The sequence below is a fragment of the Jeotgalibacillus malaysiensis genome (assembly GCF_044789845.1).
Classification (GTDB): Bacteria; Bacillota; Bacilli; order Bacillales; family Jeotgalibacillaceae; genus Jeotgalibacillus; species Jeotgalibacillus malaysiensis_A.
Map to the genome: position 1 here is coordinate 3,490,283 of NZ_CP085252.1, position 23,692 is coordinate 3,513,974.

Sequence of the window (23,692 nt, forward strand, 5' to 3'; positions counted from 1 at the left end):
GGCTGGGACAGACCCAGACTTCGCTTAATACCAAATAAAAAGCCCGGGAACACTCCGCTTATTATGGAAGTGGGTTCCCAAGCTTCAAATAAAGCTTAAATATCGCCATACTCAGTTCATCATAAACATAGGAAAAATCAACAATATCGTTAATCTGTCGCATAAGGTTGCCTTTTGAAGAACAATTAGCTCATAGAACTCCGTATATTGACTTCCTGTCTTTTAATCAAACCAACGTCCCCAAAATTTGATATCTTCATTATACAAAAAAAGAGCAAACAGCTCGATTGTAATCTAGTGATGATTCCTGTTTGTTCCAAAGGGACTTTTTCAATGGCCTCTCTAGAAGCCTGTTCTTTTTATGTCTAGCATTGGTTCGATAGATGATTTATCTTCAGTGGAATTTCCTAAGCTGAGATGCTAAAACACAAATCGTAATATTACTTTTTCATTCAATCGTATAACCATAACTAGTTTTTGGTAAATGGGAAAAACTCTTCACTCGTCTGGTCATATTCTTGCATTCTCTTTTGAACCTTTGCATCCTCTGAGGCACCTATACCCGTAATTAGTAAATTAAGCATCGCAAAGGTAGATGTGATTCCTTTTAAAGGGATTGGATCTGGAGCCACTACCTTAAACAAAATATCAGCAAGCTGCCCAAATGGGGAAGATAATTCATCATCCGTTATCGCAAGCACCTTGGCTCCTTTATTTTTTGCTGCTTTAACAAAGGCGTATGTTTCTTGAGAGTAACGGGGGAATGAAATAGCGATCACTAGTGTTTCTTCATTCATTTGAGATAAAAAGTAATTTGCATCATCTATTTCTCCACGATACATAATCGTGTTTCCTACGACTACATTCAAGCTGAAGGTGAGCCAATTTGCAGCTGCATAAGATGAACGCAGTCCAACAACCGTTATTTTCTCTGAATTAATCATTAACTCTATTGCCATTTTATAATGCTTTGTATCCAGCCCCTCCAAGGTATCCCGAATATATCTACTGTCATGTTCAATTGCATGTTGTATGAAATCTTTATCTTTAAAAGATTTTGAAGAGTTTCGAAATCCCTTAATTGGGTCAGGATTTGGTGAAGAATCATCCAGCAGGGTAGATTGAATTTCTTTCTGGAGCTCGCTGTAACCAGAATAACCAAGTGTATAAGACAATCGAATTACCGTAGTATCACTTGTCTTGCTTGCTATTCCAACCTGCTTTGCCGTATGAAAGGCTACTTCTTTTGGATAATCCATAATATATTTCCCTACTAATTTTTGTCTCTTTGTTAATTCATTAAATTGTTTCCTTATTTTTTCGTGATAACTATCCATTGAAATCATGATCCTTCCCTTACCTGACATACTAAAAGTAAGTTATGTTATGTAAGTTTAATAAGAGAAAAAGAAATAATCTGAGGAACACTATAAAAATTAATATGTGTTTATTCCTTCTTGATTCATTTACATTACCAAAATTTATACTATCTCCACTAACTATATCATTTCTCTAATGCAAATGCTTTTACTTCCTGATTTATAAGTTTCAAAGCAGCAACACTAAGGATTTTAACTCCATTTTGCAAAGCATCCAAGTTAAAATTCATATTCGGATGATGCAGACCTGGACTTAAGTCTGTTCCAAGTCCCACCATTGTCGCTTTCATATGGGGATAGGAGTGTTTATAAAAGTGAAAATCTTCTCCTCCAGGCGTAACCCGAGGTGGCGCAACAGCATCTGCTCCAACAGCTTCGGTAATTGCCTCTTTTACCACTTCTTCCATGTCCAGGCTGGATTCAGCAGCAATCATGGTTGCAACCGTTTCCAAATCAACCGTTGCACCATTCACTGTTCCTGCAGTTTTCACCGTGTGTTCTATTCTTTTTATTAAATCATCCATGACATCGTTTTGTTGCGCTCGAACATCGATACCAAATTCAGCAAAGTCGGGAATGATATTAAAATTATTCCCACCGGCTTGGACCATAGTCACTTTTGCAGAAGCGGATACAGTAGGGTCTACCTTGACTGAATTCACAGCATGGATAATGGCTCCTAATGAGTCAACAACATTTATCCCTAAATTGGGTCTTGAACCATGTGCCTGAAGTCCATGAACCCTTCCTTTTAAAAGAGTGGTTGCTCCGTGGTAAATCGCCGGTGATGCCTGACCAAACTTCAACTCCTGGATCGGCCGTACATGAATGCCCAGTAAATAATCGATATCCTCGATTACTCCTTTTTCTATCAAGGCTTTTGCGCCTTTACCGGATTCCTCAGCTGGTTGAAAAATGATTTTAATCAGACCCTTGGGCTGAAAATCAAGTTGCTTTAAGCAAGTAATCGTATGGAGCACCATTGTCATATGTGCGTCATGTCCGCAAGAATGATTAGCTTTCCATTCCCCGTCAACCAGCTGCCATAAAGCGTCAATGTCGGCTCTAAGTCCAACCGTTGGACCTTTTTCGGGATTTCCCCAATATCCAATAATACCGGTATGATCCTCAAAGGTTTTATAAGGAATCTGTAAGTCCTCCAATTGTTTACTTAAGTATTCCGTTGTATTTTTTTCTTGCCAGCTTATTTCTGCGTTTTCGTGTAAATAGTGATAAGTCGACTTAATAACATCTTCGTTTTCATTTACCCATTCTTTAATTCTTTCTATCATGTAAGTCCTCCATCATTTTATTTCCAAGAACATAAAAATGAACGTTGGATGTACCGTTTTTTACTATTCCTTTTACTTGATAACCTTTTTGCAATGCATCGGAAAGCACACTTCTTAACTTAAATCTCCAGGCCTTCGCAGCCTCATCATTTAACCGTTTCAAGCTTTGGAAATTCGCTGGGACAGGGACTAAATATCCTTTTTGATTATCGATTGTTTTTTCTTCAAGCGGATAAGGAACTTCGCCATGTTCCTGAAACGTGAGCAATTGTTGATAATCGCCAACTGACATCTCCTTTTTATCCACTCCATTCACAGCGTCTGTTACACTGGTTGACCCAATATCCCATTCAGCTAAAAACCGGTCAGATGGCAACCCTTTATTAAGCTTATCTGTCATTTCTCCATAATAGGATTTATAGTAGGTATTTACGTAGGCTCCCAGTTTAATCAGATTGAAGTATGCATTCCTGGCTTCGAGAGGATCGAACGTCCATACAATTTTTTCATATCCATACTTGATTGCCCATTCCCTTTGAATTAACTTCAACTGTAAACCAATACCATAATTTTGATACTTTTCACGAATACCTGTCATATGTGATATTAAATAATTTTTTCCATTTTTATAGCCAGGAAACCCGAAGCAAAATCCAATTAATTCGTTTTGGTCAAATGCTCCTACCAAAACTCCGCCATTGTTTGAATTGGCAATAAGCTGTGGAAGTGGGGTAACAGCTTCGATCCCCCAAATTTCTTCTTGAAATCTAACGACATCTTGAACTTCTTTTAATTCTTCTATAACTTTATAAGTGATTTGTTGTGTATGAACCATAGGTTTCCCCCCCCCCACTTCTTACCGCCATCTATAAGTCTCTCGGAAATAGAACAAATTAACGGAACACACTTTCTCTTTTAAATGATGCTTCATTTACAATCAATTTTTTGATTAAATTGTTATTAATATCAAAACCTATGCCCGGTGTGTCAGGTACTGTGATAATCCCTGGTTTTGATAGAGTTACTTCAGGCAGAATGATATCTTCATGGAAATAACGGCTGGAAGCAGAAGTGTCACCAGGTATTGTAAAATTACCTAAGGAAGCAATTGCAATGTTATGTGCTCTGCCAATACCTGCCTCAAGCATACCTCCGCACCATACTGGAATGTTATGTTTCTCACAAAGATCGTGCATTTTTATCGCTTCGGTTAAACCACCAACCCTGCCAACTTTGATATTAATGATTTTGCATGCTTCAATCTCAATGGCCTTTCTGGCGTCTTCCACACTATGAATGCTTTCATCCAGACAGATTGGCGTTTTCATTTCCACTTGTAATTTGGCATGGTCTATAATGTCATCGTGGGCTAAAGGCTGTTCGACCATGATTAAATTGAATTGATCCAACTCTTTTAAAAGTTCTTTGTCCTTAAGAGTATATGCAGAGTTAGCATCAGCCATTAAAGGAATCGTATCACCGAATCTCTTACGGATTGCCTCCATGGGTTTAATATCCCATCCCGGCTTAATTTTCACTTTTATCTTTCTGTAGCCATCCTCCAAAAAGCCTTCTACTTTTGCAAGAAGGGTCTCAATGCTATCCTCTATACCGATGCTTACCCCCACTTCAATTTCTTTTCGTTTCCCACCCAAAGCAGCCGAAAGCGTTTGCCCGTTTTTCTTGCTGTATAGATCCCATACGGCCATTTCTAACGCTGCCTTTGCCATGTTATTACGTCGTATGTATGAAAACATTTCCGATACATCTTCAGGTACCTGAATCCCCTTTTCCAAAAGTTGAGGGATTAGAAATGTCTCAAGCATATGCCACACTGTACCTGTTGTTTCTTCATTGTAAATCGGGTATGGCATCGCTACACTCTCCGCATAACCTGTATGATCGCCACTAATAACTTTTACAATGATAATGTCCTTTTCCGTTACTTTTCCGAAGCTTGTCGCAAACGATGATTTCAATGGGATTTTTATTCGTTGTAAGTCAATTTGCGTGATGTCCATGCAAACACATCCTTCTGAGATTTTTATTTGGTGAAAACATATACACAGTCAGGAGCATCTATGGTAAAGATGCCCCTATTGATAGTTATCTTATTTATTTCTGCTTGTCGAAAGAAGTAAATCTACTTCTTTATGAAGTGGATATACCGGTTTCTCCAGTCGTGTATGATTAAATGATGTGATATCAAAACTAGAAAGTCCTGGTGAGTTCACAGGCAATATAGTATGTGCAAGAGGTTCAAATGCCGCACGGAAATGCTGGCTTGACTTTAAAGCAACAATTTTATAGGTTGTCACATCAATGCCGTGTAACAGGAAGATTTGTTCATCAAAAGTTTGTGATCTCTTTGAACAAACAATCACATCTACCCCATTCACTTGTAGTCTGGCGGATTTCCCATAATCTACTCTTGTTCCTCTGCCCATTGGTGACGATTGCACGAATTTCCCATCTGAAATTGTTTTTACATATGCTTGAACCTGAATGGGGGTACCGTGCAGATCATCTGTTTTTGCGCCTAACTTGACTTCGATAGTTGTCCCCACTCCATTTGCATGGGCAATGTCAGCAACTTCAGGGTCATATATAAATCCAAAACAAGCGTTCTCTAAATTAGCCTCCAACATAGCGGAAAGCAGGTATGTTCCATCTCCCGGTGTACCACCACCAGGGTTGTCGGAAGTTTCGTTTAGTACAATCGGATACCCTTCTATCTGCAAAGCTTTTTCAATCCCTTCACTTGGTGAATCTATATGAGGGAAGAACGCCTCTCTTGCATTCCAAATTTCGCTGGCAATGTCCTCTGAAATTCTGTCTGCCAAAGCCTGATCGTCGTTAGTAACGGTTACTACCGTAACACCTGGATCAGGGATATCCGTGTAAGGAAAACCATGGAAAAATGTACAATCAACCACTGATTCTTTTTCTTCCTGAGCCCAGCATAATTCATTGATATCTTTGGCTGGAGATAAGTTCGTCGTAGAGGTAGGAATCATAAGCGGAAGCTTTTTGAGACTCATCTTCGGTTTTAACTCTCCTGATAGAATCTGTGTCGTTACATCAATCGCTTCTATTCCCCGCTCATAAGAATCGACATGGGGATAATAATTAACACCTAGCAGGACATCCGCCTCCCTGACCATTTGATCCGTGATATTGCCGTGAAGGTCCAGGGTTACAACTAAGGGCTTCTCATAGCCAACGATCTCTCTCACTGCACTTAGAATCCCACCTTCAAGGTCATCGACACCTTCTGCAACACCAGCACCGTGAAGAGCTAGACAAATAGCATCAAAATCATCTGCGGCTTTGATTCCATCAGTTAATTCCTTGGTGAGTCGCTCGTATGTTTCTTTTGTAATGATTCCGGAAGGCATGGCAAAACAGGCAAATGAAGGAACAAGATCGACACCGATTTCTTCTGCGCGGTCGACCATACCACCCAAGTAATCTCTTACTTTTCGATGCTTATCAACTAATTTCTCGCCATGCAGCCATTTCCATTGTTTAAACGATTCCACAGTTGTCTTTACTTTCGAAAAAGTATTTGTCTCATGAGCAATTTCACCAATTAATATTTTCATATTATCCCGCCTTTGTAAGATTAGAAACCGATTAAAATAATATTTTTTAAACTTCTATATTGAAAAAGTGACCTTGTTCATACGCTTTTTCGACATTCAGACATTCACCTAAACATCGTGAATCCCTTCGGAATAGCAGTGAGGCCTGTGTATATTTCAGTATCAGTTTCACAGGCGGCACAAACTATCTTTCCATCTTTTATCCAGATGATCGGCTACGACCTGTTTTTTCACTTCCATTAACAACAATTTCGTATTTTAATGCAAATGACAGGCAACAAAATGACCATCAGTAATTTCTTTTGTAGCAGGCAATTCTTTTTTGCAAACATCCATTACGAACGGACATCTGGTATGAAAAATGCAGCCTGATGGTGGATTCATGGGAGATGGAATTTCTCCACGTAATGTAATTCGTTCCTGTTTAATCGCAGGATTAGGCAAAGGTATTGCAGACAGCAATGCCTGGGTATAAGGATGAGACGGTGCCGCAAATAATAGATCTGTAGGGGCCTCCTCCATCATTTTCCCTAAATACATCACACCAATGCGATCTGAAATATGTCGAACAACACTTAAATCATGAGCGATAAACAAATAACTCAGATTAAACTCTTCCTGGATGTCTTCTAATAAATTTATAATTTGCGATTGAATGGAAACATCCAAAGCCGAAACTGGCTCATCACAAATAATCAGTTTTGGATTCACAACCAACGCACGTGCCAAACCAATACGCTGTCTTTGTCCACCGGAGAATTCATGCGGATATCTGTAGTATGCCTCCGGTTGTAATCCAACCTTTTGAAGAATATCCATTACTCGTTCGATCCGCTCTTTTTTTGAACCCAATTTATGGATGATCATCGGTTCCTCAATAATATCCCCTATTCTTTTTCTTGGATTCAATGACGAATAAGGATCTTGAAATACCATTTGAAGATCTTGTCTCATTTTTTGCAATTGCTTTGAACTCAATTGAAAAATATCGGTTCCATTGAAGAGGGCCTTGCCATCTGTTGGTTCAGTCAATCGTAAAATTGTTCTTCCCATTGTACTTTTACCGCATCCGGATTCTCCAACTAATCCATAGGTTTCACCTTCATATAGATGTAGAGAAACATCATTTACCGCTTTTACCGTCGCTTCCGTTAATCCAATAGGATTCTTAACAGGAAAATGTTTGGTTAAACGCTTAATTTCTAGTAAGGGTTTTTGGTCCACTGTTAGTGACATCGAATTCCTCCTCCATCATGGAAATTTTTTCGTAATGCCAACACCTGACTTTTTGATTGTTTCGTGCAGTTTCCAAAACAGGTCTTTGTGTTACGCATTGTTCGTCCGCATATGGACATCTTGGGGCAAATCGGCAACCCGATGGCACGTTCTGGAGGGAAGGAACTGTCCCTTCAACAATATGCAGCCTTTGAGAACGATCTCCAGTGATTTGAGGAATTGAGTTCATCAAGCCTTTTGTGTATGGATGAAGGGGATTGGTGAATAAATGATCGACACTCGCTTCTTCCACTAGTTCTCCCAGATACATAACGACTACACGGGTACAATGCTGGGCCACTACTCCTAAATCATGGGTGATAAACACTATTCCCATGTTGAATTCTTCTTTTAATTGAATCATCAAATCCAGAATCTGCGCTTGAATGGTAACATCCAATGCTGTTGTTGGTTCATCCGCAATCAACAATTTGGGCTGGCAGGCAAGTGCCATTGCAATCATGACCCTCTGTCTCATCCCTCCAGATATTTCATGTGGATATTCATGCACCCTTTTTTCCGGGGCAGGTATACCTGTCAACCTGAGCATTTCAACAGCTTTCCCGTAGGCTGCTTTTTTCGATAATTTTTGATGTAACATCAGTGGTTCAACAATTTGATCGCCTATGGTAAAAACGGGATCAAGCGAACTTAAAGGATCTTGAAAAATCATGGATATATCATTTCCCCTAATCCCTCTCAATTCATTCATGGAAATCTTCAAGAGATTTTTACCATTGAAATTAATTTCCCCTTCGTACTCTGTCACTCCTCTTTCTTCAAAGAGTCTCAGGATCGACTGGGCGGTAACACTTTTGCCACACCCAGACTCACCAACTACTCCCAGCACTTCTCCCTCATCCACATGAAAAGTAATGCCATCCACAGCGGTTACCTTTCCTGTTTCTGTTTGGAAGTGTGTTTTAAGTTCATTTATTTCCAGAAGATGATTGCCCATTTGAAAGGTTCCTCCTTATTGTCGCTCCGTATATCAGGATAATTTTTGCCAAAGCGTGGAATTTACTTTTTGGCACGATTTGTATTGGGATCCAATAAATCTCGCAATCCATCACCAAATAAATTCAATCCCAGCACAGCTAAAATAATGGCAATACCTGGATATAAGGTCATCCACCAAGCATTGAAAATGACCAACTTTCCATCATACAAAATATTTCCCCAACTTGGGTCCGGTGCTGGTACTCCGGCTCCGAGGAAACTCAACCCTGCTTCGATGATAATAGCGTCAGCAAAAATAAACGTTGATTGTACAATTAAGGGTGATAAGGTATTCGGTGCTATATGTGACCAGATAATCCTTAAGGTAGAAGCCCCTTGCGCCTTCATCGCTTCTATATAGGTCTGTTCTTTCACTACGAGGGCTGAGGATCTGACAACCCTTGCGACATAAGGTGTATAAACAATGCTTAAAGCGATAATCACATTCTCGAGTCTCGGTCCCAGTGCAGCCATGATTGCGATAGCCAACAGAATGGATGGGAAGGCCATCAAGCCGTCACAGATTCTCATCAAAATTGTATCCAATACTTTGAAATAGGCTGAATATAAACCGATAATCATGCCCAATACACCGGTGATCAATGCAACTGCCGCACCTACACCCATTGATGCCTGAGCTCCAAATACTACCCTGGCAAATAGATCCCTGCCAAAATTGTCAGTTCCGAAAATATGCTCTGAAGATGGGCCTTGCAATCTGTTTGTCGCTATCATTTCGTACGGACCGTGTGGTGCCAATAATGGTGCGAAAATGGCCATGAGTGTTGCAAATAACACAATGACACTACCAGTAACTGCTAGTTTATTAGATAAAAACCGTTTTATCAGAATCTTCCTTCGATGCTTGCTTATATTGCTTTTCTGATCCATCAGAACTTGATTTTTTATTGTTTCTTCCATAATCAATCCCCCATATGCATAAACACAAAATAAGTTTCATGTTACTATTTTTGATTTAGTCGGACCCTTGGATCGATTATTCCATACATTAAATCTACGAATAAGTTAATAAATACATATGACACAGTAATAAACAGAACAGTACCCTGAATCACGGCGTAATCACGGCGTTCCACTGAGTTCATGATCAGCTGGCCAAGGCCTGGAATGTTAAATACCGTTTCGGTTACAGCAGCTCCTGCAATAAGCATTCCAAAAGTTTGTCCAATGACTGTCAAAATGGGTATGAACGAATTCCGCAATGCATGTTTATAAATGACCTTTCGCTCATGGAGACCTTTCGACCAAGCGGTTTTAATGAAATTCGTATTGATTGTTTCAAGCATGGATGACCTTGTCATCCGCGCAATCAATGCAGCCTGCATAGTACCCAATGCAATCGCTGGCATAATCAGAAATTTTAAATGATTGAACAAACCTGCACTCAACGGTTGATATCCCGCAACCGGCAGCCATTGTAGATTTACGGCTAAAATAAGGATTAAGAATAGACCCAATAAAAAGTTTGGGATTGAAATTCCCAGTAGTGAAAGCGCCATAAACGATTGATCTGTGAAAGTTCCTCTGCGCTTTGCTGCCATGATCCCCAGAGGAAGAGCAATAATAATCGCCGTGATTTGTGAAAGGATAGTAAGTGACAGTGTCGGTCCTAAATGCTCAAATATCGCTTGGGTTACAGGTTGTTGCATAAAAAAGGAATCCCCTAAGTCTCCTCTAAGCACTCCCAGGATCCAATCGAAGTATTGCTGATGAATAGGGAGATTCAATCCAAGTTCTTCACGCAATTCAGCCCTGCTTTCTTCAGATGCTTCTTCCCCTAAAATGACTGATGCGGGGTCACCGGGCGTTAAGTGAATGATGATAAAAACCATAATAGATACGATAAATAGAACAGGTATAAGCGATAAAATCCTTTTTAAAACGTAAGTTTTCAAGCTATCATTCTCCCCTTTTTCAATAAGGTAGTCATAAAATCTCAATATATGCTTTGTCCACCCTATGTTTACAGAGGGTGGACAAATATTTTTTATACTATTTAGGGAATTATTGTTTAATGCTCGTATTCCAAAGTATGAGTCCTTCGAAATAGCTGATGCCTTCCACGTTGTCTCTGTATGCTGTCAGTAAGTTAAAGTCGCCCAGTTTGATATGGGATAAATATTCTGACCAATTGTACTCTTGCAATTCATCAAAATAAGCCTGTGCTTCTTCCTGAGATGTAGATGCATTGATTTTGTTCAAAAGATCCTCAATTTTTGCATCTTCTGTCCAACCTGGCCATGTTGGATCTAGTGCAAATATTTGAGTAGGATCTGCAGATGTCGTAAACCCTGTAACAAATGCATCAAATTCTGATGGTTCTGCACGTTTTTGTACTAATGTAGCCCAATCATAAACATCAAGTTTCACAGTCATTCCTGCTTTTTCCAACTGCTGCTGAATGACAACTGCTGAATTATAGATGTGATCATAATCCCGACTGGCAAGAATTCTTATTGGCTCACCATTATACCCAGCTTCCTCTAGAAGTTGTTTAGCTTTTTCAGTATCATTTTGGTTATAGTACTCCTTACCAGCATCACTGTACCAATCCGCTTGTTCCTGATACATATATCCATGGTCCAGACGGTAAAACTCCTCATCAGTGAATGATGCGAGCATAACTTCTTCTGAATTTATAGCGGCATTAACGGCTTGACGCATTTTAGGATCACTCAATATACCTTCTTTTTTATTGAAGACAAAGTTGTGCGGACCGTATAAATCAACTGAAGTTTTGACGTTTGCCGTGTTCTTCAGCTGCTCATAATTATCTCTTGGAAGCCAAATTGCAACCTGATATTCCCCCGTCGTTATTCCTGCTACCCTAGTGGAACCATCCGTTACAACATCAAAATATAAATTATCAACTAAAGCTTCACGTTTACCGGCAAGTCCGTCCGGAGCCGTATCCAAAGATTGATAATCATCATATTTTTCCAAATGGATATATTGGTCTTTTTTCCATTCCACAAAGGCAAATGGACCGGTTCCAACAAATTCCGTAACTCCTTCGGGAGGTGCGGATTCAATGATTTCTTTTGGCATAACTGCAGGAAACTGTATTTGTCCCGCCAAAGCATGCAATACACCGAATGAAGGAGCTGTAAGCTGTAGCACTACAGTATAATCGTCTTTTGCTGTAAGCGTAGCACCGTTTAATGCTACTGATGCTTTAGCTGATTTGCTTAACCATCTTTCAAATGACGCAATAACATCTTCAGCTATCATTTCTTTACCATTATGAAACTTGATCCCTTTTCTTAAATTGAACGTGATTGTTAAACCATCATCACTTTGTTCATAAGACTCTGCCAACATTGGCTGAACTTCATATTTCGAGTTCACTGTGAGCAGAGTTTCAAATACATTTCTTGCTACTTCGCTAGTTGCCGTGGCAGTGGTCATATGCGGATCGAGTGCAGGTGGTTCAGCATTCATCGCTATTCTAATCTCGCCCCCTGTACTTTGCGTTTCCTCTGTGCCTGATGAAGAAGGTTCCGAGCTGCATGCGATCAATGAGAATGAAATCATACAGATGAATATCCAATTTCCCAATTTTTTTAACGTCATTATATTCCCTCCATAGGTAAGTTAGTTTGAATAATTGTATAGTTTTGAAGACTTACTTCAGATTACGGCATATTGCTCGTTCTTTATATCAGTGATGAACATAAACCCGGGAGCGTGGGTAATCATAATCTCCGGTTTCACATGCATCGCAATTGCCTGCGGAGTAACCCCACAAGCCCAAAACACTGGAACTTCCCCTTCTTTGATGGTAACTCTATCACCGAAATCGGGATTCTGAATATCATAAATACCTATACTTGCCGGGTTTCCAATATGGACAGGCGCCCCATGTACGGAAGGAAAACGGCTTGTAACCTGCACTGCCCGGATCGCATCTTTTTCTGACATCGGCCTCATGCTCACGACCATCGGGCCTTCAAATCGACCCGCTTTTACGCACTCAATATTCGTTTTATACATCGGAACATTGCAATTTTCCTCAATATGCCTTATGGGAATGCCATTGTTCAGCAAAGCCTCTTCGAAGGTAAAGCTACATCCGAGCAGGAATCCCACCATGTTATCGTCCCAAATATCCGACACATCTGTCTTTTCTTCCGCTAATTCTCCATTTCTATATACTCGGTATTTGGGTATATCTGTTCTTAAATCTGCATCTGGAGCTGCCAATGCAGGTATTCCTGATCCTGGATCCGTTATATCGATAATGGGACAGGGTTTCGGGTTTCGCTGGCAAAAAAGGAGAAACTCGAAAGCTAATTCTTTCGGCAACACAGCTAGATTTGCCTGAATAAAACCATTTGATAGACCGGATGTAGGCTTGGGCCAGTTATTTTGCCGTATCATTTCCCGAGCATCCGAAGGACTTGTAATTAAATTAGAAGTCACAGACATTCCCCCTTCTTTAGTATTTAAAATAATTTAATCCTGGCATCTATTTTCGATATTTGATTAACTTCATTTCAGAACATTTAAGGATTTATTATAATATTTGCTTCACAATCTCTCCCTCAAAATCTGTAATGTCCCCAGATGAATAGTCAGATAGTTTGAATGGAATATATGTATCCCAGCTTTGAACTTTCTCCGTGTCATGACATGGCGAGCCGTAGCAATACCATATTGTTCTATTTTCCGGGTCAATAATTTCTGAACTGATCGTTCCACTGTTCTGGCCATGGCTACAATTTGAGCTTCCAAACTCTTGATCCAACTCAGCTGATTCATGGTTTTGCAGTAAATGCCTTAAATAAATGCTAGTATTATCCGACTGCGTATGTTTCTTCATGGCTGTCACCATAGACTGATAACGCTGTGTGGAGCTTGGGTGTAGCTCCTGGCTATTAGGAGTCTGCAACTCCAAAAAATGGTTCGTCCGCAATACTGTCTCGCTTGACTTCCAAGTTAATTTCGATTCATAAGGAAGGATTTCACCGAATAATAATGATCCCTTATCGTCAGCAAATATAAAGTTTCCACTAATATTTACATCCTGGTTTTTCAAAAAATACTCAATCTCTGAAAGTGAGGAAAATTGACCCAGAATTGTCTTTCCAAACTCTTTGAACCCGATGCCATCTTTCAGAGGTATACTCAAATCACGTTGTACAAATGCGAAAGTAAAAGCGATTCCTGCTTCATTGACTCCCCTAGTCATCATGTTTGCCCATGGCAAATCATCATTAGGACATTTCAGTTTTGTGCCTATGAATTTGTATTTATATTCATCATTCACACAAATTTTAGTTCGAGTATCCCACGGATTGTCGCTATTGGATCCCAGCCAATAATGGGTTTCTGCGTATACACCCAGTATTGTACACATGTATAATCACCACCACTCTTCATATTCGTCCCGATACTTTGGAATTATTGTTAAAGAAATAAACACTCGAAATGAAGTAAACACTTTATTTGTTAATTATTTTTGAATATATTACTTTATTAATCGTGATTATATACCACGGAATATTGCAATGCAATACAATATTAAAAAAATTCAGTTAATAAAAAATATTATAAAATTTCTAAATTTGTAAATTTGTAAATTTGTAAATCTATGCTGGCTTATAAGTGTTCATTGCTGTACACATATAAATGAATTAAACCTCAAGAAAAAAGCTCTAGGCAGAAAAGCCCAGAACCACACAAATCAATTTATAATTTTGTCTTATTCCTTCTATAAACCCCCGAACAGCTATCACTACTCGGGTTTCAATTTAACTTGGGAATGCTATTTTTTATTATTTGCCTCAATTAATTTTTCTGACATTTGCAACAATATTTTTTTCAGATTCAATCGTAGCTTCAGTTTTGATCAGTACTTTCGCTTTCTCTTTCAGCCCATGTCGTTCAAGCAGACTAAAATCCATAAATTTCACCAATTTGATCAAGCACTATTTCGCAGGCTTTCTGTCCGGTGATAACCATTTGTAATCGGCCGAATCCATTGATCCGGCAGCCCAGGACGTTAGTGACGTGCACTTTCTTCATCGAGATGTACAAGGAAAAAAAGGATAATAGTTATAAAATCAGAAAAATTTGAATCGTTTTCATATTAGTCACCATTATTATTTACATGTAATTAACTTATACATAAAATGTCGAAAATACTCGGTATCTAAAGAAAACAAACGTAACCGAAAAGCATGATCTTTCTTAAGCAAGAATCAATGCAATCCAAAAATAGCAACATACTGATCCTGCAAAACAAACCGATTATCCATCCACCCTAAAGTATTCAACACATACCCTAAAGAATCAGCATTATATCTCCCGGCAATTTTCTGATAGGCCAATAGCTCATACCGTTTATTTGAATCAAAATCTACAGGATATAACCCACTAAGAGGATTTACAAATCCAGTAATAGGACTCTTCAGTCTGCCATTTTCATCGTATATTTCATTTAAATATTCGCTGCCTCTTGTTGAGATATCTATCATGTACTTTAGATTATTGATCAAGCTAACTACTTCCACTTTGTAATCATCCTGATAATGTACCTCATATTGATACTGCTCATTATATACATGAAAATCAAATAATAATTGTGCTGTATTATTTACAAAGGAATAAATATAATGGTACATAATTCCACCACTACCACCTGTATTAATACTGATTAAAATATCATCTACTCCATTCCCGGTAAAATCCCCCAAGAATAAAGTAGGGTTGTAGCCTGCATTTTCAGGAAGCGGAACACTTGTTAACCCGCCAGATCTTCCATCCTGAATGAGCAAAGTGATATTTTGAATAAATGGACTATCCGGAGTCATGATGCCGGTTAAATAGACATAATCAGGTACTCTGTCCCCAGTTACATCTCCACGTGCAAACGAAACTACATTCGGAGGATTCATATTCGTTCCAGCGTAATAATGATACATAACATGCTCCTTTGCATAACACTGTTATCATGATTTTCCTGTGTTCTAATATAAGTGTATGCTACGGCTCCATTACTCAGAATGAAGGAAGGGACAGACCCCATACCCGTCAAGTTAAGAATTTCACTTTACATTCTTCTATATTTTTACTATCCTTCCTTTACATTTTTTAAAAGGAAGGATTTTTTTAATGGGTTCTACAGTAGAAGAATTTGATTTGTTAACTGAAGAAATTGAAAAATTACTATCAAAACAACAAGTAGATCAAATCGCAAAATCAACAAAATTTATTCAGCGGGAAAGAAAGATAGATGCTTTCACCTTTATCCAACTTTGTCTCGGTGAAAGCCAACCTTTTCTTCAACGGTCATTAGGCAGGCTTTGCGGACAACTGCTTGCCAACCAAGAGGTGGATATCTCTGAAGAAGGGTTAAATCAACGTTTTTCTCATAAAGCAGTAAGTTTTTTAAAAGAAGTTTTTTATCGCTGCTTACAGCTCAACATTCCTACATCCTTAGTGAACGAAGGACTGTTTCAAAGAATTAGAATCGTCGATTCTACCTCGTTTGCTTTACCAAGTGATTACGGAAATGATTATAAAGGGCACAACGCTTCAGGGGTCAAAGTGCAGTTAGAATATGATTTATTGTCTGGATCTTTTATGCATATGCCCGTCAAAGAAGGCAGAAGCAGCGACCGTCATTTTAATGAAAGACTAAATGAAACACTTCTCCCTGGAGATATCACCATTAGAGATTTAGGTTATTTTTCATCAGATTCTATCAACGAAATTGAAGGAAAAGGTGCTTACTATATCACACGGCTTGCGGCAGAAACGCATGCACACCGGAAAATAAATGGTGAGTATGAACAGGTAGATTTGATTGAGGAGAGTAAAGAATTAAAGAAGAAACAGTCATTAGAACTGCATGATGTGTATATCAGTCATAGAAAACAGTATGTGCCACGCCTGATTATTTACCGGTTATCTGATGAACAAGTAAAAACAAGAAAGCAGAAAAGGAAAAAAGCACAAAAAAAACAGGGTGGCGCTCTGACCAGCGACACACCCCTAAAAGACAACTTCAATGTTGTATTAACCAATATACCATATGAGGAAATCTCATCTCAAGAGGTCTATGATTTGTATGCCTTAAGATGGCAGGTTGAAATTCTATTTAGAGCCTGGAAATCAGTCTTTAACATCCATTGCGTTAAGAAAATGAAGAAAGAGCGCTTTGAATGTCATTTATTGCACGCTCATTGCGATTGTCATTTCTTCAAAACTGACATTTCAAGCAAGGTTATATCTCTTCAAACATCAAAGAAAAGAAGTCAGTGAATATAAAGCGATGAGTCTCCTAAGAGACTATCTTCCACAGTTTTTGAGACCTGATAAAGCAAACCATACCAAACTAATTATAAGCATACTCACGCGACATGGACTCAAAGACAGAAGAAAATCTGAAGAAACTGCCATGGATATCATGTGCAGGGTTTTTAACTTGTAAGTAGTCTGAACCCATATGGAAAAAAACAAGTCTCGATAGAGGCTTAGTTTCTCATGCCTAATTTTAGATTCCACATAAGATTTGTCAATAAACGCTAGGGTCCACCAACTCGTTTCTTCAACGGATACTTCTCAACTAACGTTAAGTTGACGGGTATGGGGACAGACCCGGACTTCGCTCAGACAAAATAAAAATCCCGAGAACCCACTCCGACTATTGCGGAAGTGGATCCCGAGCTTCAAGAATTTATTATTCAAGATAAAATCCAACGCCATCTCGAACCATACATCAATTAATTAAGCTCACGTAAATAACTAACTTAATAATGAAAAGTCTCTCGAATGATTAATTGAAGAATTTCGTTTTTAGTTAAGCAAATTTATAAAACTACATAAAAAATTGATCAGCATAAGACAATAGGCTTTTCTTTATATCGTTAAAATCCTGTTGCAAATCAAGAGATACCACAAAAATTTGCTTTCCTTTCACCTGGTAAACATGGTTAGGTTGATTTAATGCTGTTGTTTTCGCATAAATCAATATACCTGCAACCTCTTCAACTGGACTCTTTTTCCAATTATTTATATACGTAAATATTTGATAAAGATTGCTCGACTTCTGTTTTGCAACTCCATCTTCAAACCTTGCCACCATATTCTCCGAATAAAATTTTGCATCCGCAATCAATGTTTTATGATCTTTTTTTAGTATAAGGTCTGTTTGCATAATGGGTAATGCTTCTTTGAAACCATCATCAACATCCCACTGAATTTGAGAACGTGATACTTTATAATCTGATTCACGTTTAAAAAATGCATAAATGAACTTTTCATATAGTGATGACAATCTTTGTTCATCTTGAAACTCTTTCGTTATCTGAGATGCAGAGCTTTCATCAAATAATAATTGCTCATAAAGATATCTGCATACATCCACAATGAATTGATAGCGAATATTTTGTCGGTTATATTGAACGTTCTTCCATAGTTTCAAGTCTAGCTCTACAGCTGTTACCTCTGTAAAATAAGGCAACAGACCGTAAAACGATTTACGCATTTTATGATTTATTTTATTTGAATGGGCCAGGTAAAGGAGCGTCCCTTTAATAATTTGATTTAACAATATATCTTCAGAGAACTGATCATAAACGACTGCAACTTTTTTATTTACCAATGTATTTTTCTTGATCGTCGTATTGATATCAATTTTTCCTTTAATTACATTGGAAGTCTCTTCAACACTCATATAATCTTTACTTAATCCTCCACGAATTAAAACAGGGATACCAATCGATAAAATTTCTGCGTAAAGTTCTTTTACGTTCTTAAAATCTTCTGTTCCGATTTGTTTGTACTCAGAAAGATTTAGCGTTTGATAGGCATAAGAAAGCATATAGTAAATATTACGAATCGGAATATTGCTATTTCTCTCCATCGTAACAACCTCTTAGTCGTTCAGCCCAATCGTTTGCTTTCTGTTCATTATCAAACCAATACTCAAATAGCTGTGGAATAATTTCATACTCGATTACTTCCTCTAGGCGATTTGCAGTATCTACTTTATAAGCTTCACCAACAAAGTAGCTGTGCCCAATTTGAAAACCTGTCCCCAGCTCTTCCGTAATTTGATTGTTTAAGCTTTTAATTTCATCAACGACACGAGTCAAAGCCTCTGGATTATCCATTTCGTTTACGTATGAATGAAATGTATCATTTTGAAAAGCTGGTTTAATTTCAAAAAATGAAAACCTTCTTCTAAGTGCGTAGTCTAATAAAGCCAGGCTTCTGTCTGCCGTATTCATCATGCCAATGATGTATAGATTCGGAGGTACAGAAAATTTATCATTTGAGTAAAGAAGATTGATTTGATCGTCTCTCTTATCAGCCTCAATCAGCATCATTAACTCTCCAAATATCTTACTCATATTCCCGCGATTAATTTCATCAATAATAAAGAAGTAGGATCGTTCCGGATCTCGTGCAGCTTTTCTGGCAAACTTCACAAACGGACCTTGTTTCAATTCAAATCCTTCTCCCTCAGCTTTTGGACGGAAGCCCTCAATGAAATCCTCATAACTATAGCTTTGGTGGAACTGAACCATTTGGACACGCGTGTCATCTATTTCTTCCATCATTGCATATGCCAAACGTTTAGCAATATATGTTTTACCTACTCCAGGTGCGCCTTTCAAAATAAGATTCTTCTTATTTTCAAGCAAAGATATCAGACGAACAAGCTCCTTCTTTTCGATAAAAACATCTGAAAGAAAATCCTCAACTGTAAATGGTGGATTTGTCTGAACAGTAGGCTTAGATTCAGCATAGCGAATATAGTAGTCAATTGAACTGCCCGCAACGCCTTTATATTTCTGATATGTTTCATTAGATACAACGACATCTTTCAATCGTTTTAGTTCCTCAATATCTGTTTCACCAAAAATTGAAGCCTCAAAATGATGCTCTATGTCCTTTAACGCACTTATTTTTTGTTTAATTGTCTTTTCAGTCAAGTTAGCTCCTGTGTCAGTAACCTGATTAGATAACCAATTTCGGAATTCATTTACTTCAGCAGCTTTGTGGTCGATAAAATCCTCATTGATTACTTGATCGATCTCCTGAATCAAATTCGGATAAGGGTTTAGGCATGTTAATGTCTTTTGAGGTAAAATCTGATGGAGCTCCCACTTTCCAACCTGAAGCCAGTCCATTTGCCTTCTATGTTTAAACTCTGATGCTTCATCATCAAAATAGTAATCTCCCGTAACAATTCCACGTGCTAGTACTTTCTTAATTCCTTCTTTTACATAGACAACATCACCAATTCCGATTTCATGGTAGAAATCCCATACAGCCTTTGTGTCATTAACAGGGCGTATCCCATCCGCTCTTTGTTCAGTTATTTTACGTTCAACATCTTCCTTTGAATCATAGTTTTTCAAATCTCCTAAGTAGTCCCAACCTAATGCGATCATATTTTTGTCGTGGAATAGAGACCATAATCTTGAATACTCAGCTGGTGAAATAACCCAATAATTGATACTTTTGTCAATCTCAACTTCATCGCTGGCAATTTTCTTCTCTTTTTTAGGATAAATTAAAGTAGGGTTCTCCTGGTAATATAAAAAGATTAAATAAGATCGCATTAAGACTCCCCAATCGGGTATCCCACCTATATTATCAGGCTTACTTCTTACACCTCGCTCATATTCATCCTTCGCATACTTATATCTAAATTGAATTCTTGTCGTACCAAACTGTTGAGGGTATCGTGGTGTACCTCCCCCAGTTACCAACTTCTCAATATCCTCATCACTTTGTTCAGTTATTTCTTGATATACATTTTTAAACTCTGAATATGATTGATAGTTAAAAAAATTCTCTTCATAACCGCTTTCTAATTCAAACTTCTCCAAAAGTTGTCCAAGCTTTTCAAGATATGGTGTATACCACATACCTGTCTTTTCACCTAAATTTTCTGTAACCCACACTTTATACGCATCTTTTTGAGTGTTCAAAATATCCTGCATCGTGCACCTCCAAGAGTAATTCATTGGTAAAAATTATAGCACTGTACTATAAAAATGCATTTATCTCCATTTTTGTTCTTAGCACATATATTTCTTAAAATAGCTTATTAGCTTTTCTTAGTCTGTAACTCGGTAGAAATTGTGATTGAAGAATAGAAAAGCTGCTTACTTTTCATTGTCAGTCTAAGAACTTCATTTAATTGATGCATACTATAACTCTTTGACTAATATTTTTTTGGATTGTAATGGAGCTTGGGACAGATCCAGACTTCGTTCATATCAAATAAAAAGCCCGCGAACCCGCCCCGCCTATTGCGGAACTGGATCCCCGAGCTTCAAATAAAATTTAAATATCGCCATACTCATCGGCACAATAATCACCAGCAGCAGTGCAGGCATCACATAAACCGCTGTACCTGCAGCCACCCATAGTAAAAGCACTGCAATTGAACTCGATGCATGTGTAAAAGCATAAATAAACGACTGTTTTAGCAGTTTCACACCTGTCAGCTTCTGATGTGCGAGAAGCGGGAACATGAATGTACCAGCCAGCAATGTGACGAGTAACATTATGCCTGTGATAGAGATAAGCGGAATTTTCAGTGCGCCGCCGATCTGATAAAAGAACAGAAGGTCCACTAAAAATACGCTAATCACCACAAGCCAGACTGTTCCGGACCAGCCATTTTTCAGGGAAGACTTAAACGCACGTAGATAGCTTCTGAAGACACTATCATCGCCGTCCTCCCAATCTCTTATAACGCTGAACATCGCAGCTGTGGAGGGACCAATCGTGATGACCGGAATGCAGCCGATCAGCCACAGCAGATTTAAAAGCACTATATTCGTACCCTTCCTCATCGCATCAACTGTCCGGCTTTCCATACCTAACATCCTGATTCCTCCATTCACTTTTTACTTCACGCCTGATGGCTGCATAGCACCAATCCGCTCCGTGACCATTTCAAGCTCAAGCTGCTCCAGACCTTTATTTATCCATTTCATTTCAAACGATTCGCCTTCCATGTAAAACAGCTCCGTCATGACATACTTTCCGCCGTTGATAAACAATTCGATTGAGCTGTCATCAATTAAGAGCTGCAGCTGTTCAATGGATGAACATGGCATCGCGTCGACACTCGGAAACTTGTCTGAGAAACCAATATCCCCTGCATTTCTTCTATCGACCACAACACGCTCCGGCGAAAATTGAATCACGAGCTCTCCATTATCACTCTTTAACACACATGAAAAATGTGCGTCTTCACTGCTCACAGCCATTTTCACCTGAACCTGTCTTGGCACTTCTTCAGTAAAGGATTCCTGCTCAGCCAGTACCCTCGACTGCTGTACTGACTCTTCAACCAGAGAATCCACCTCAACCGGCTGCTGCACCAGCATACCGTTTTCAAGTGAGAGCCTGCGCGGAATCGACATTGTCCCGCGGAATGGATCAGTCGGCACTTCGTTGGCGTACTGCCAGTTATTCATCCAGCCGATCCAGAACGGTTTATCCAGTCCACTCCACGTCACCGCTGCGTAAAAGTCGCGGCCATAATCAGCCCATTTCGTTTCACCTTCATGGTCACAGCGGAAGACTTCTCCGTCAAAGTCACCGGTAAAATACTGAATCGCTGAACCGCCGTTTGGTCCGCCAGGGTTAATGCTCACGATCAGCACCCATTTATCATCAAAGGGAATCAGATCCGGACATTCCCATACGCCACCATGAGCGCCAAGCTTCTCTCCAAATGAAGAAAGATAGCTCCAATCAAGCAGGTTATCCGATTTGTAAAAGCGGATATGGTCGCCGCAGGCAAGTGACATAATCCAGTGATCTTGATGCCAGAATACCTTTGGATCACGGAAATCCTTCAGTCCAGGGTTATCAAGCACAGGTTTAGCGTACTTTTCCCACGTCCGTCCCTGATCTCTTGAATACGCGATTCCCTGCGTTTCTTGCTTGTCAGAGTGATAGGTAAAAATCGCAACCATCACTTTCTGATCATCAATCTGAAGCCCGCTCGTATTATGTTCATCTACAACCATACTGCCCGAGAATATCTGACCGTTGTCATCGGGAAAGAGTGCGATCGGCAGGTGTTCCCAGTGAAGGAGATCACGGCTGACTGCGTGTCCCCAGTGCATTGGTCCCCAAACTTTGCTGTGGGGGTGATGCTGATAAAATAAATGGTATTCTCCGTCTAGATAGCACAGGCCGTTTGGATCATTCAGCCAATTTTCCTCAGGGCTGAAGTGAAACTTGGGTCTATATTGTTCGTTTTGCATATCCATTCCTCCTTATCCTTTCACACCGCTTGACGTAATACCCTGTACATAATAGCGCTGGAAAAAGATGAAGATTAAAATGACAGGAATGGTTGTCAGCGTCAGTGCGGCCATAATCTGACCGTATTCAATGTTGTTATCTGTAAATAAATACTGGATCCCTACCTGTACCGTGCGGATTGAATCATCCGTTGCGACGATGAGTGGCCACATAAAGTCACTCCAGTGTGTAACAAATGCCAGGATTGCAGCTGTTGCAAACACAGGTTTTGAGTTCGGTACAACAATTCTCCAGAACACCTGGAAAGGGTTCGCGCCATCAATCTGTGCGGCTTCCTCAAGCTCATTCGGAATGCCTTTAAAGAACTGAATGAAGAGGAAGATACTAAATGCCTGCGCGATAAACGGTACAATCAGCGCCGGGTACTCATTGATCCAGCCGAAGCTGTTAACGACGACATAAAGGGGGATCAGCACACTTTCAAATGGCACTACATACAGCGCGATAATAATCGTCAGGACCAGCCCAGCACCCGGAAACTTCAGCTTCACAAGTGCGTAGGCACATAGCGCGTTTACCACAGTACCAAGAAGCACAATCATCCCAACTGTAAATAAACTGTTCCACATATACTTCATAAAGTTCACGCTGTCTGAAAATAAAATAGTAGCATAATGATCAAGCGTGACCTGTCTTGGAATCAGTGATTCAAGTCCCATATCTCTGAAGATCAGCGTTTCAGGCTTGATGGATGCGACCATCATCCAGACGAGCGGGGAGATAAATAACAGCCCAAGAAGGACAATACTGACAGAGAGCGTAATCATTTTTAACTTCTTTTTTGCTTTTCGACTCATCCTTTGCCCCT

19 protein-coding genes are annotated in these 23,692 nt (G+C 39.2%); 1 reads left to right on the plus strand and 18 read right to left on the minus strand.

Going from position 1 to position 23,692, the window contains the following annotated elements; genetic code table 11:
* Nucleotides 1-470 precede the first annotated feature (470 nt).
* From LG330_RS18120 to LG330_RS18180, 13 genes are all read right to left on the minus strand, one after another.
* Nucleotides 471-1,346, minus strand: coding sequence for a MurR/RpiR family transcriptional regulator (locus LG330_RS18120; RefSeq protein ID WP_404406377.1), 876 nt, complete (start codon nt 1,344-1,346; stop codon nt 471-473).
* Nucleotides 1,347-1,504: 158 nt separating this feature from the next.
* A complete protein-coding gene (locus tag LG330_RS18125) occupies nt 1,505-2,671 on the minus strand; it encodes a M20 peptidase aminoacylase family protein (RefSeq protein WP_404406379.1) in 1,167 nt (388 codons plus the stop codon).
* Nucleotides 2,655-3,506, minus strand: coding sequence for a GNAT family N-acetyltransferase (locus tag LG330_RS18130; RefSeq protein WP_404406381.1), 852 nt, complete (start codon nt 3,504-3,506; stop codon nt 2,655-2,657). Before LG330_RS18130 ends, LG330_RS18125 begins: the two co-directional genes overlap by 17 nt.
* A gap of 58 nt (nt 3,507-3,564) precedes the next feature.
* Nucleotides 3,565-4,692, minus strand: coding sequence for an o-succinylbenzoate synthase (gene menC / locus LG330_RS18135; RefSeq protein ID WP_404406383.1), 1,128 nt, complete (start codon nt 4,690-4,692; stop codon nt 3,565-3,567).
* Nucleotides 4,693-4,782: 90 nt separating this feature from the next.
* A complete protein-coding gene (locus LG330_RS18140; RefSeq protein ID WP_404406385.1) occupies nt 4,783-6,276 on the minus strand; it encodes a M81 family metallopeptidase in 1,494 nt (497 codons plus the stop codon).
* Between the two features lie 258 nt (nt 6,277-6,534).
* Nucleotides 6,535-7,512, minus strand: coding sequence for an ABC transporter ATP-binding protein (locus LG330_RS18145; RefSeq protein ID WP_404406387.1), 978 nt, complete (start codon nt 7,510-7,512; stop codon nt 6,535-6,537).
* Nucleotides 7,472-8,509 (minus strand): ABC transporter ATP-binding protein, encoded by a 1,038-nt coding sequence (locus tag LG330_RS18150; protein WP_404406389.1) that lies wholly within the window; start codon nt 8,507-8,509, stop codon nt 7,472-7,474. Before LG330_RS18150 ends, LG330_RS18145 begins: the two co-directional genes overlap by 41 nt.
* A gap of 62 nt (nt 8,510-8,571) precedes the next feature.
* On the minus strand, nt 8,572-9,471 hold the full coding sequence (locus LG330_RS18155; protein WP_404406391.1) for an ABC transporter permease: 900 nt from the start codon (nt 9,469-9,471) through the stop codon (nt 8,572-8,574).
* Nucleotides 9,472-9,515: 44 nt separating this feature from the next.
* Nucleotides 9,516-10,466, minus strand: a complete 951-nt coding sequence (locus tag LG330_RS18160; RefSeq protein ID WP_404406393.1) for an ABC transporter permease — start codon at nt 10,464-10,466, stop codon at nt 9,516-9,518.
* A 109-nt stretch (nt 10,467-10,575) separates the two neighbouring features.
* The gene (locus LG330_RS18165) at nt 10,576-12,144 is read right to left on the minus strand and encodes an ABC transporter substrate-binding protein (protein ID WP_404406395.1); all 1,569 of its coding nucleotides are present in this window, start codon (nt 12,142-12,144) and stop codon (nt 10,576-10,578) included.
* A gap of 57 nt (nt 12,145-12,201) precedes the next feature.
* A complete protein-coding gene (locus LG330_RS18170; protein ID WP_404406397.1) occupies nt 12,202-12,993 on the minus strand; it encodes a putative hydro-lyase in 792 nt (263 codons plus the stop codon).
* Between the two features lie 94 nt (nt 12,994-13,087).
* Entirely contained in the window at nt 13,088-13,930 is an 843-nt protein-coding gene (locus tag LG330_RS18175; protein WP_404406399.1) for a carcinine hydrolase/isopenicillin-N N-acyltransferase family protein, read from the minus strand.
* Nucleotides 13,931-14,774: 844 nt separating this feature from the next.
* Complete coding sequence (locus LG330_RS18180) at nt 14,775-15,497, minus strand: VCBS repeat-containing protein (protein ID WP_404406401.1); 723 nt, start codon at nt 15,495-15,497, stop codon at nt 14,775-14,777.
* Between the two features lie 190 nt (nt 15,498-15,687).
* Here LG330_RS18180 and LG330_RS18185 point away from each other — a divergent pair, with 190 nt between their 5' ends.
* Nucleotides 15,688-16,839 carry an IS4 family transposase gene (locus LG330_RS18185; protein WP_404405124.1) on the plus strand — a complete coding sequence of 384 codons (1,152 nt, stop codon included), beginning with the start codon at nt 15,688-15,690 and terminating at the stop codon, nt 16,837-16,839.
* Nucleotides 16,840-17,395: 556 nt separating this feature from the next.
* Here LG330_RS18185 and LG330_RS18190 read toward each other — a convergent pair.
* The 5 genes from LG330_RS18190 to LG330_RS18210 form a co-directional block, all read right to left on the minus strand.
* A complete protein-coding gene (locus LG330_RS18190; protein ID WP_404406403.1) occupies nt 17,396-18,442 on the minus strand; it encodes a 5-methylcytosine restriction system specificity protein McrC in 1,047 nt (348 codons plus the stop codon).
* Entirely contained in the window at nt 18,429-20,534 is a 2,106-nt protein-coding gene (locus tag LG330_RS18195; protein WP_404406405.1) for an AAA family ATPase, read from the minus strand. Before LG330_RS18195 ends, LG330_RS18190 begins: the two co-directional genes overlap by 14 nt.
* A gap of 309 nt (nt 20,535-20,843) precedes the next feature.
* The gene (locus LG330_RS18200) at nt 20,844-21,428 is read right to left on the minus strand and encodes a YesL family protein (RefSeq protein ID WP_404406407.1); all 585 of its coding nucleotides are present in this window, start codon (nt 21,426-21,428) and stop codon (nt 20,844-20,846) included.
* Nucleotides 21,429-21,449: 21 nt separating this feature from the next.
* Entirely contained in the window at nt 21,450-22,823 is a 1,374-nt protein-coding gene (locus tag LG330_RS18205; RefSeq protein ID WP_404406409.1) for a glycoside hydrolase family 32 protein, read from the minus strand.
* A gap of 12 nt (nt 22,824-22,835) precedes the next feature.
* Nucleotides 22,836-23,681 (minus strand): carbohydrate ABC transporter permease, encoded by an 846-nt coding sequence (locus LG330_RS18210; RefSeq protein WP_404406411.1) that lies wholly within the window; start codon nt 23,679-23,681, stop codon nt 22,836-22,838.
* Nucleotides 23,682-23,692 lie beyond the last annotated feature (11 nt).

Excerpts from the sequence above, each read along its gene's own strand:
- LG330_RS18120 (WP_404406377.1), bottom strand. The coding sequence starts at position 1,346 with ATGATTTCAATGGATAGTTATCACGAAAAAATAAGGAAACAATTTAAT.
- LG330_RS18125 (WP_404406379.1), bottom strand. The coding sequence starts at position 2,671 with ATGATAGAAAGAATTAAAGAATGGGTAAATGAAAACGAAGATGTTATT.
- LG330_RS18130 (WP_404406381.1), bottom strand. The coding sequence starts at position 3,506 with ATGGTTCATACACAACAAATCACTTATAAAGTTATAGAAGAATTAAAA.
- menC (WP_404406383.1), bottom strand. The coding sequence starts at position 4,692 with ATGGACATCACGCAAATTGACTTACAACGAATAAAAATCCCATTGAAA.
- LG330_RS18140 (WP_404406385.1), bottom strand. The coding sequence starts at position 6,276 with ATGAAAATATTAATTGGTGAAATTGCTCATGAGACAAATACTTTTTCG.
- LG330_RS18145 (WP_404406387.1), bottom strand. The coding sequence starts at position 7,512 with ATGTCACTAACAGTGGACCAAAAACCCTTACTAGAAATTAAGCGTTTA.
- LG330_RS18150 (WP_404406389.1), bottom strand. The coding sequence starts at position 8,509 with ATGGGCAATCATCTTCTGGAAATAAATGAACTTAAAACACACTTCCAA.
- LG330_RS18155 (WP_404406391.1), bottom strand. The coding sequence starts at position 9,471 with ATGGAAGAAACAATAAAAAATCAAGTTCTGATGGATCAGAAAAGCAAT.
- LG330_RS18165 (WP_404406395.1), bottom strand. The coding sequence starts at position 12,144 with ATGACGTTAAAAAAATTGGGAAATTGGATATTCATCTGTATGATTTCA.
- LG330_RS18175 (WP_404406399.1), bottom strand. The coding sequence starts at position 13,930 with ATGTGTACAATACTGGGTGTATACGCAGAAACCCATTATTGGCTGGGA.
- LG330_RS18180 (WP_404406401.1), bottom strand. The coding sequence starts at position 15,497 with ATGTATCATTATTACGCTGGAACGAATATGAATCCTCCGAATGTAGTT.
- LG330_RS18185 (WP_404405124.1), top strand. The coding sequence starts at position 15,688 with ATGGGTTCTACAGTAGAAGAATTTGATTTGTTAACTGAAGAAATTGAA.
- LG330_RS18190 (WP_404406403.1), bottom strand. The coding sequence starts at position 18,442 with ATGGAGAGAAATAGCAATATTCCGATTCGTAATATTTACTATATGCTT.
- LG330_RS18195 (WP_404406405.1), bottom strand. The coding sequence starts at position 20,534 with ATGCAGGATATTTTGAACACTCAAAAAGATGCGTATAAAGTGTGGGTT.
- LG330_RS18200 (WP_404406407.1), bottom strand. The coding sequence starts at position 21,428 with ATGTTAGGTATGGAAAGCCGGACAGTTGATGCGATGAGGAAGGGTACG.
- LG330_RS18205 (WP_404406409.1), bottom strand. The coding sequence starts at position 22,823 with ATGCAAAACGAACAATATAGACCCAAGTTTCACTTCAGCCCTGAGGAA.
- LG330_RS18210 (WP_404406411.1), bottom strand. The coding sequence starts at position 23,681 with ATGAGTCGAAAAGCAAAAAAGAAGTTAAAAATGATTACGCTCTCTGTC.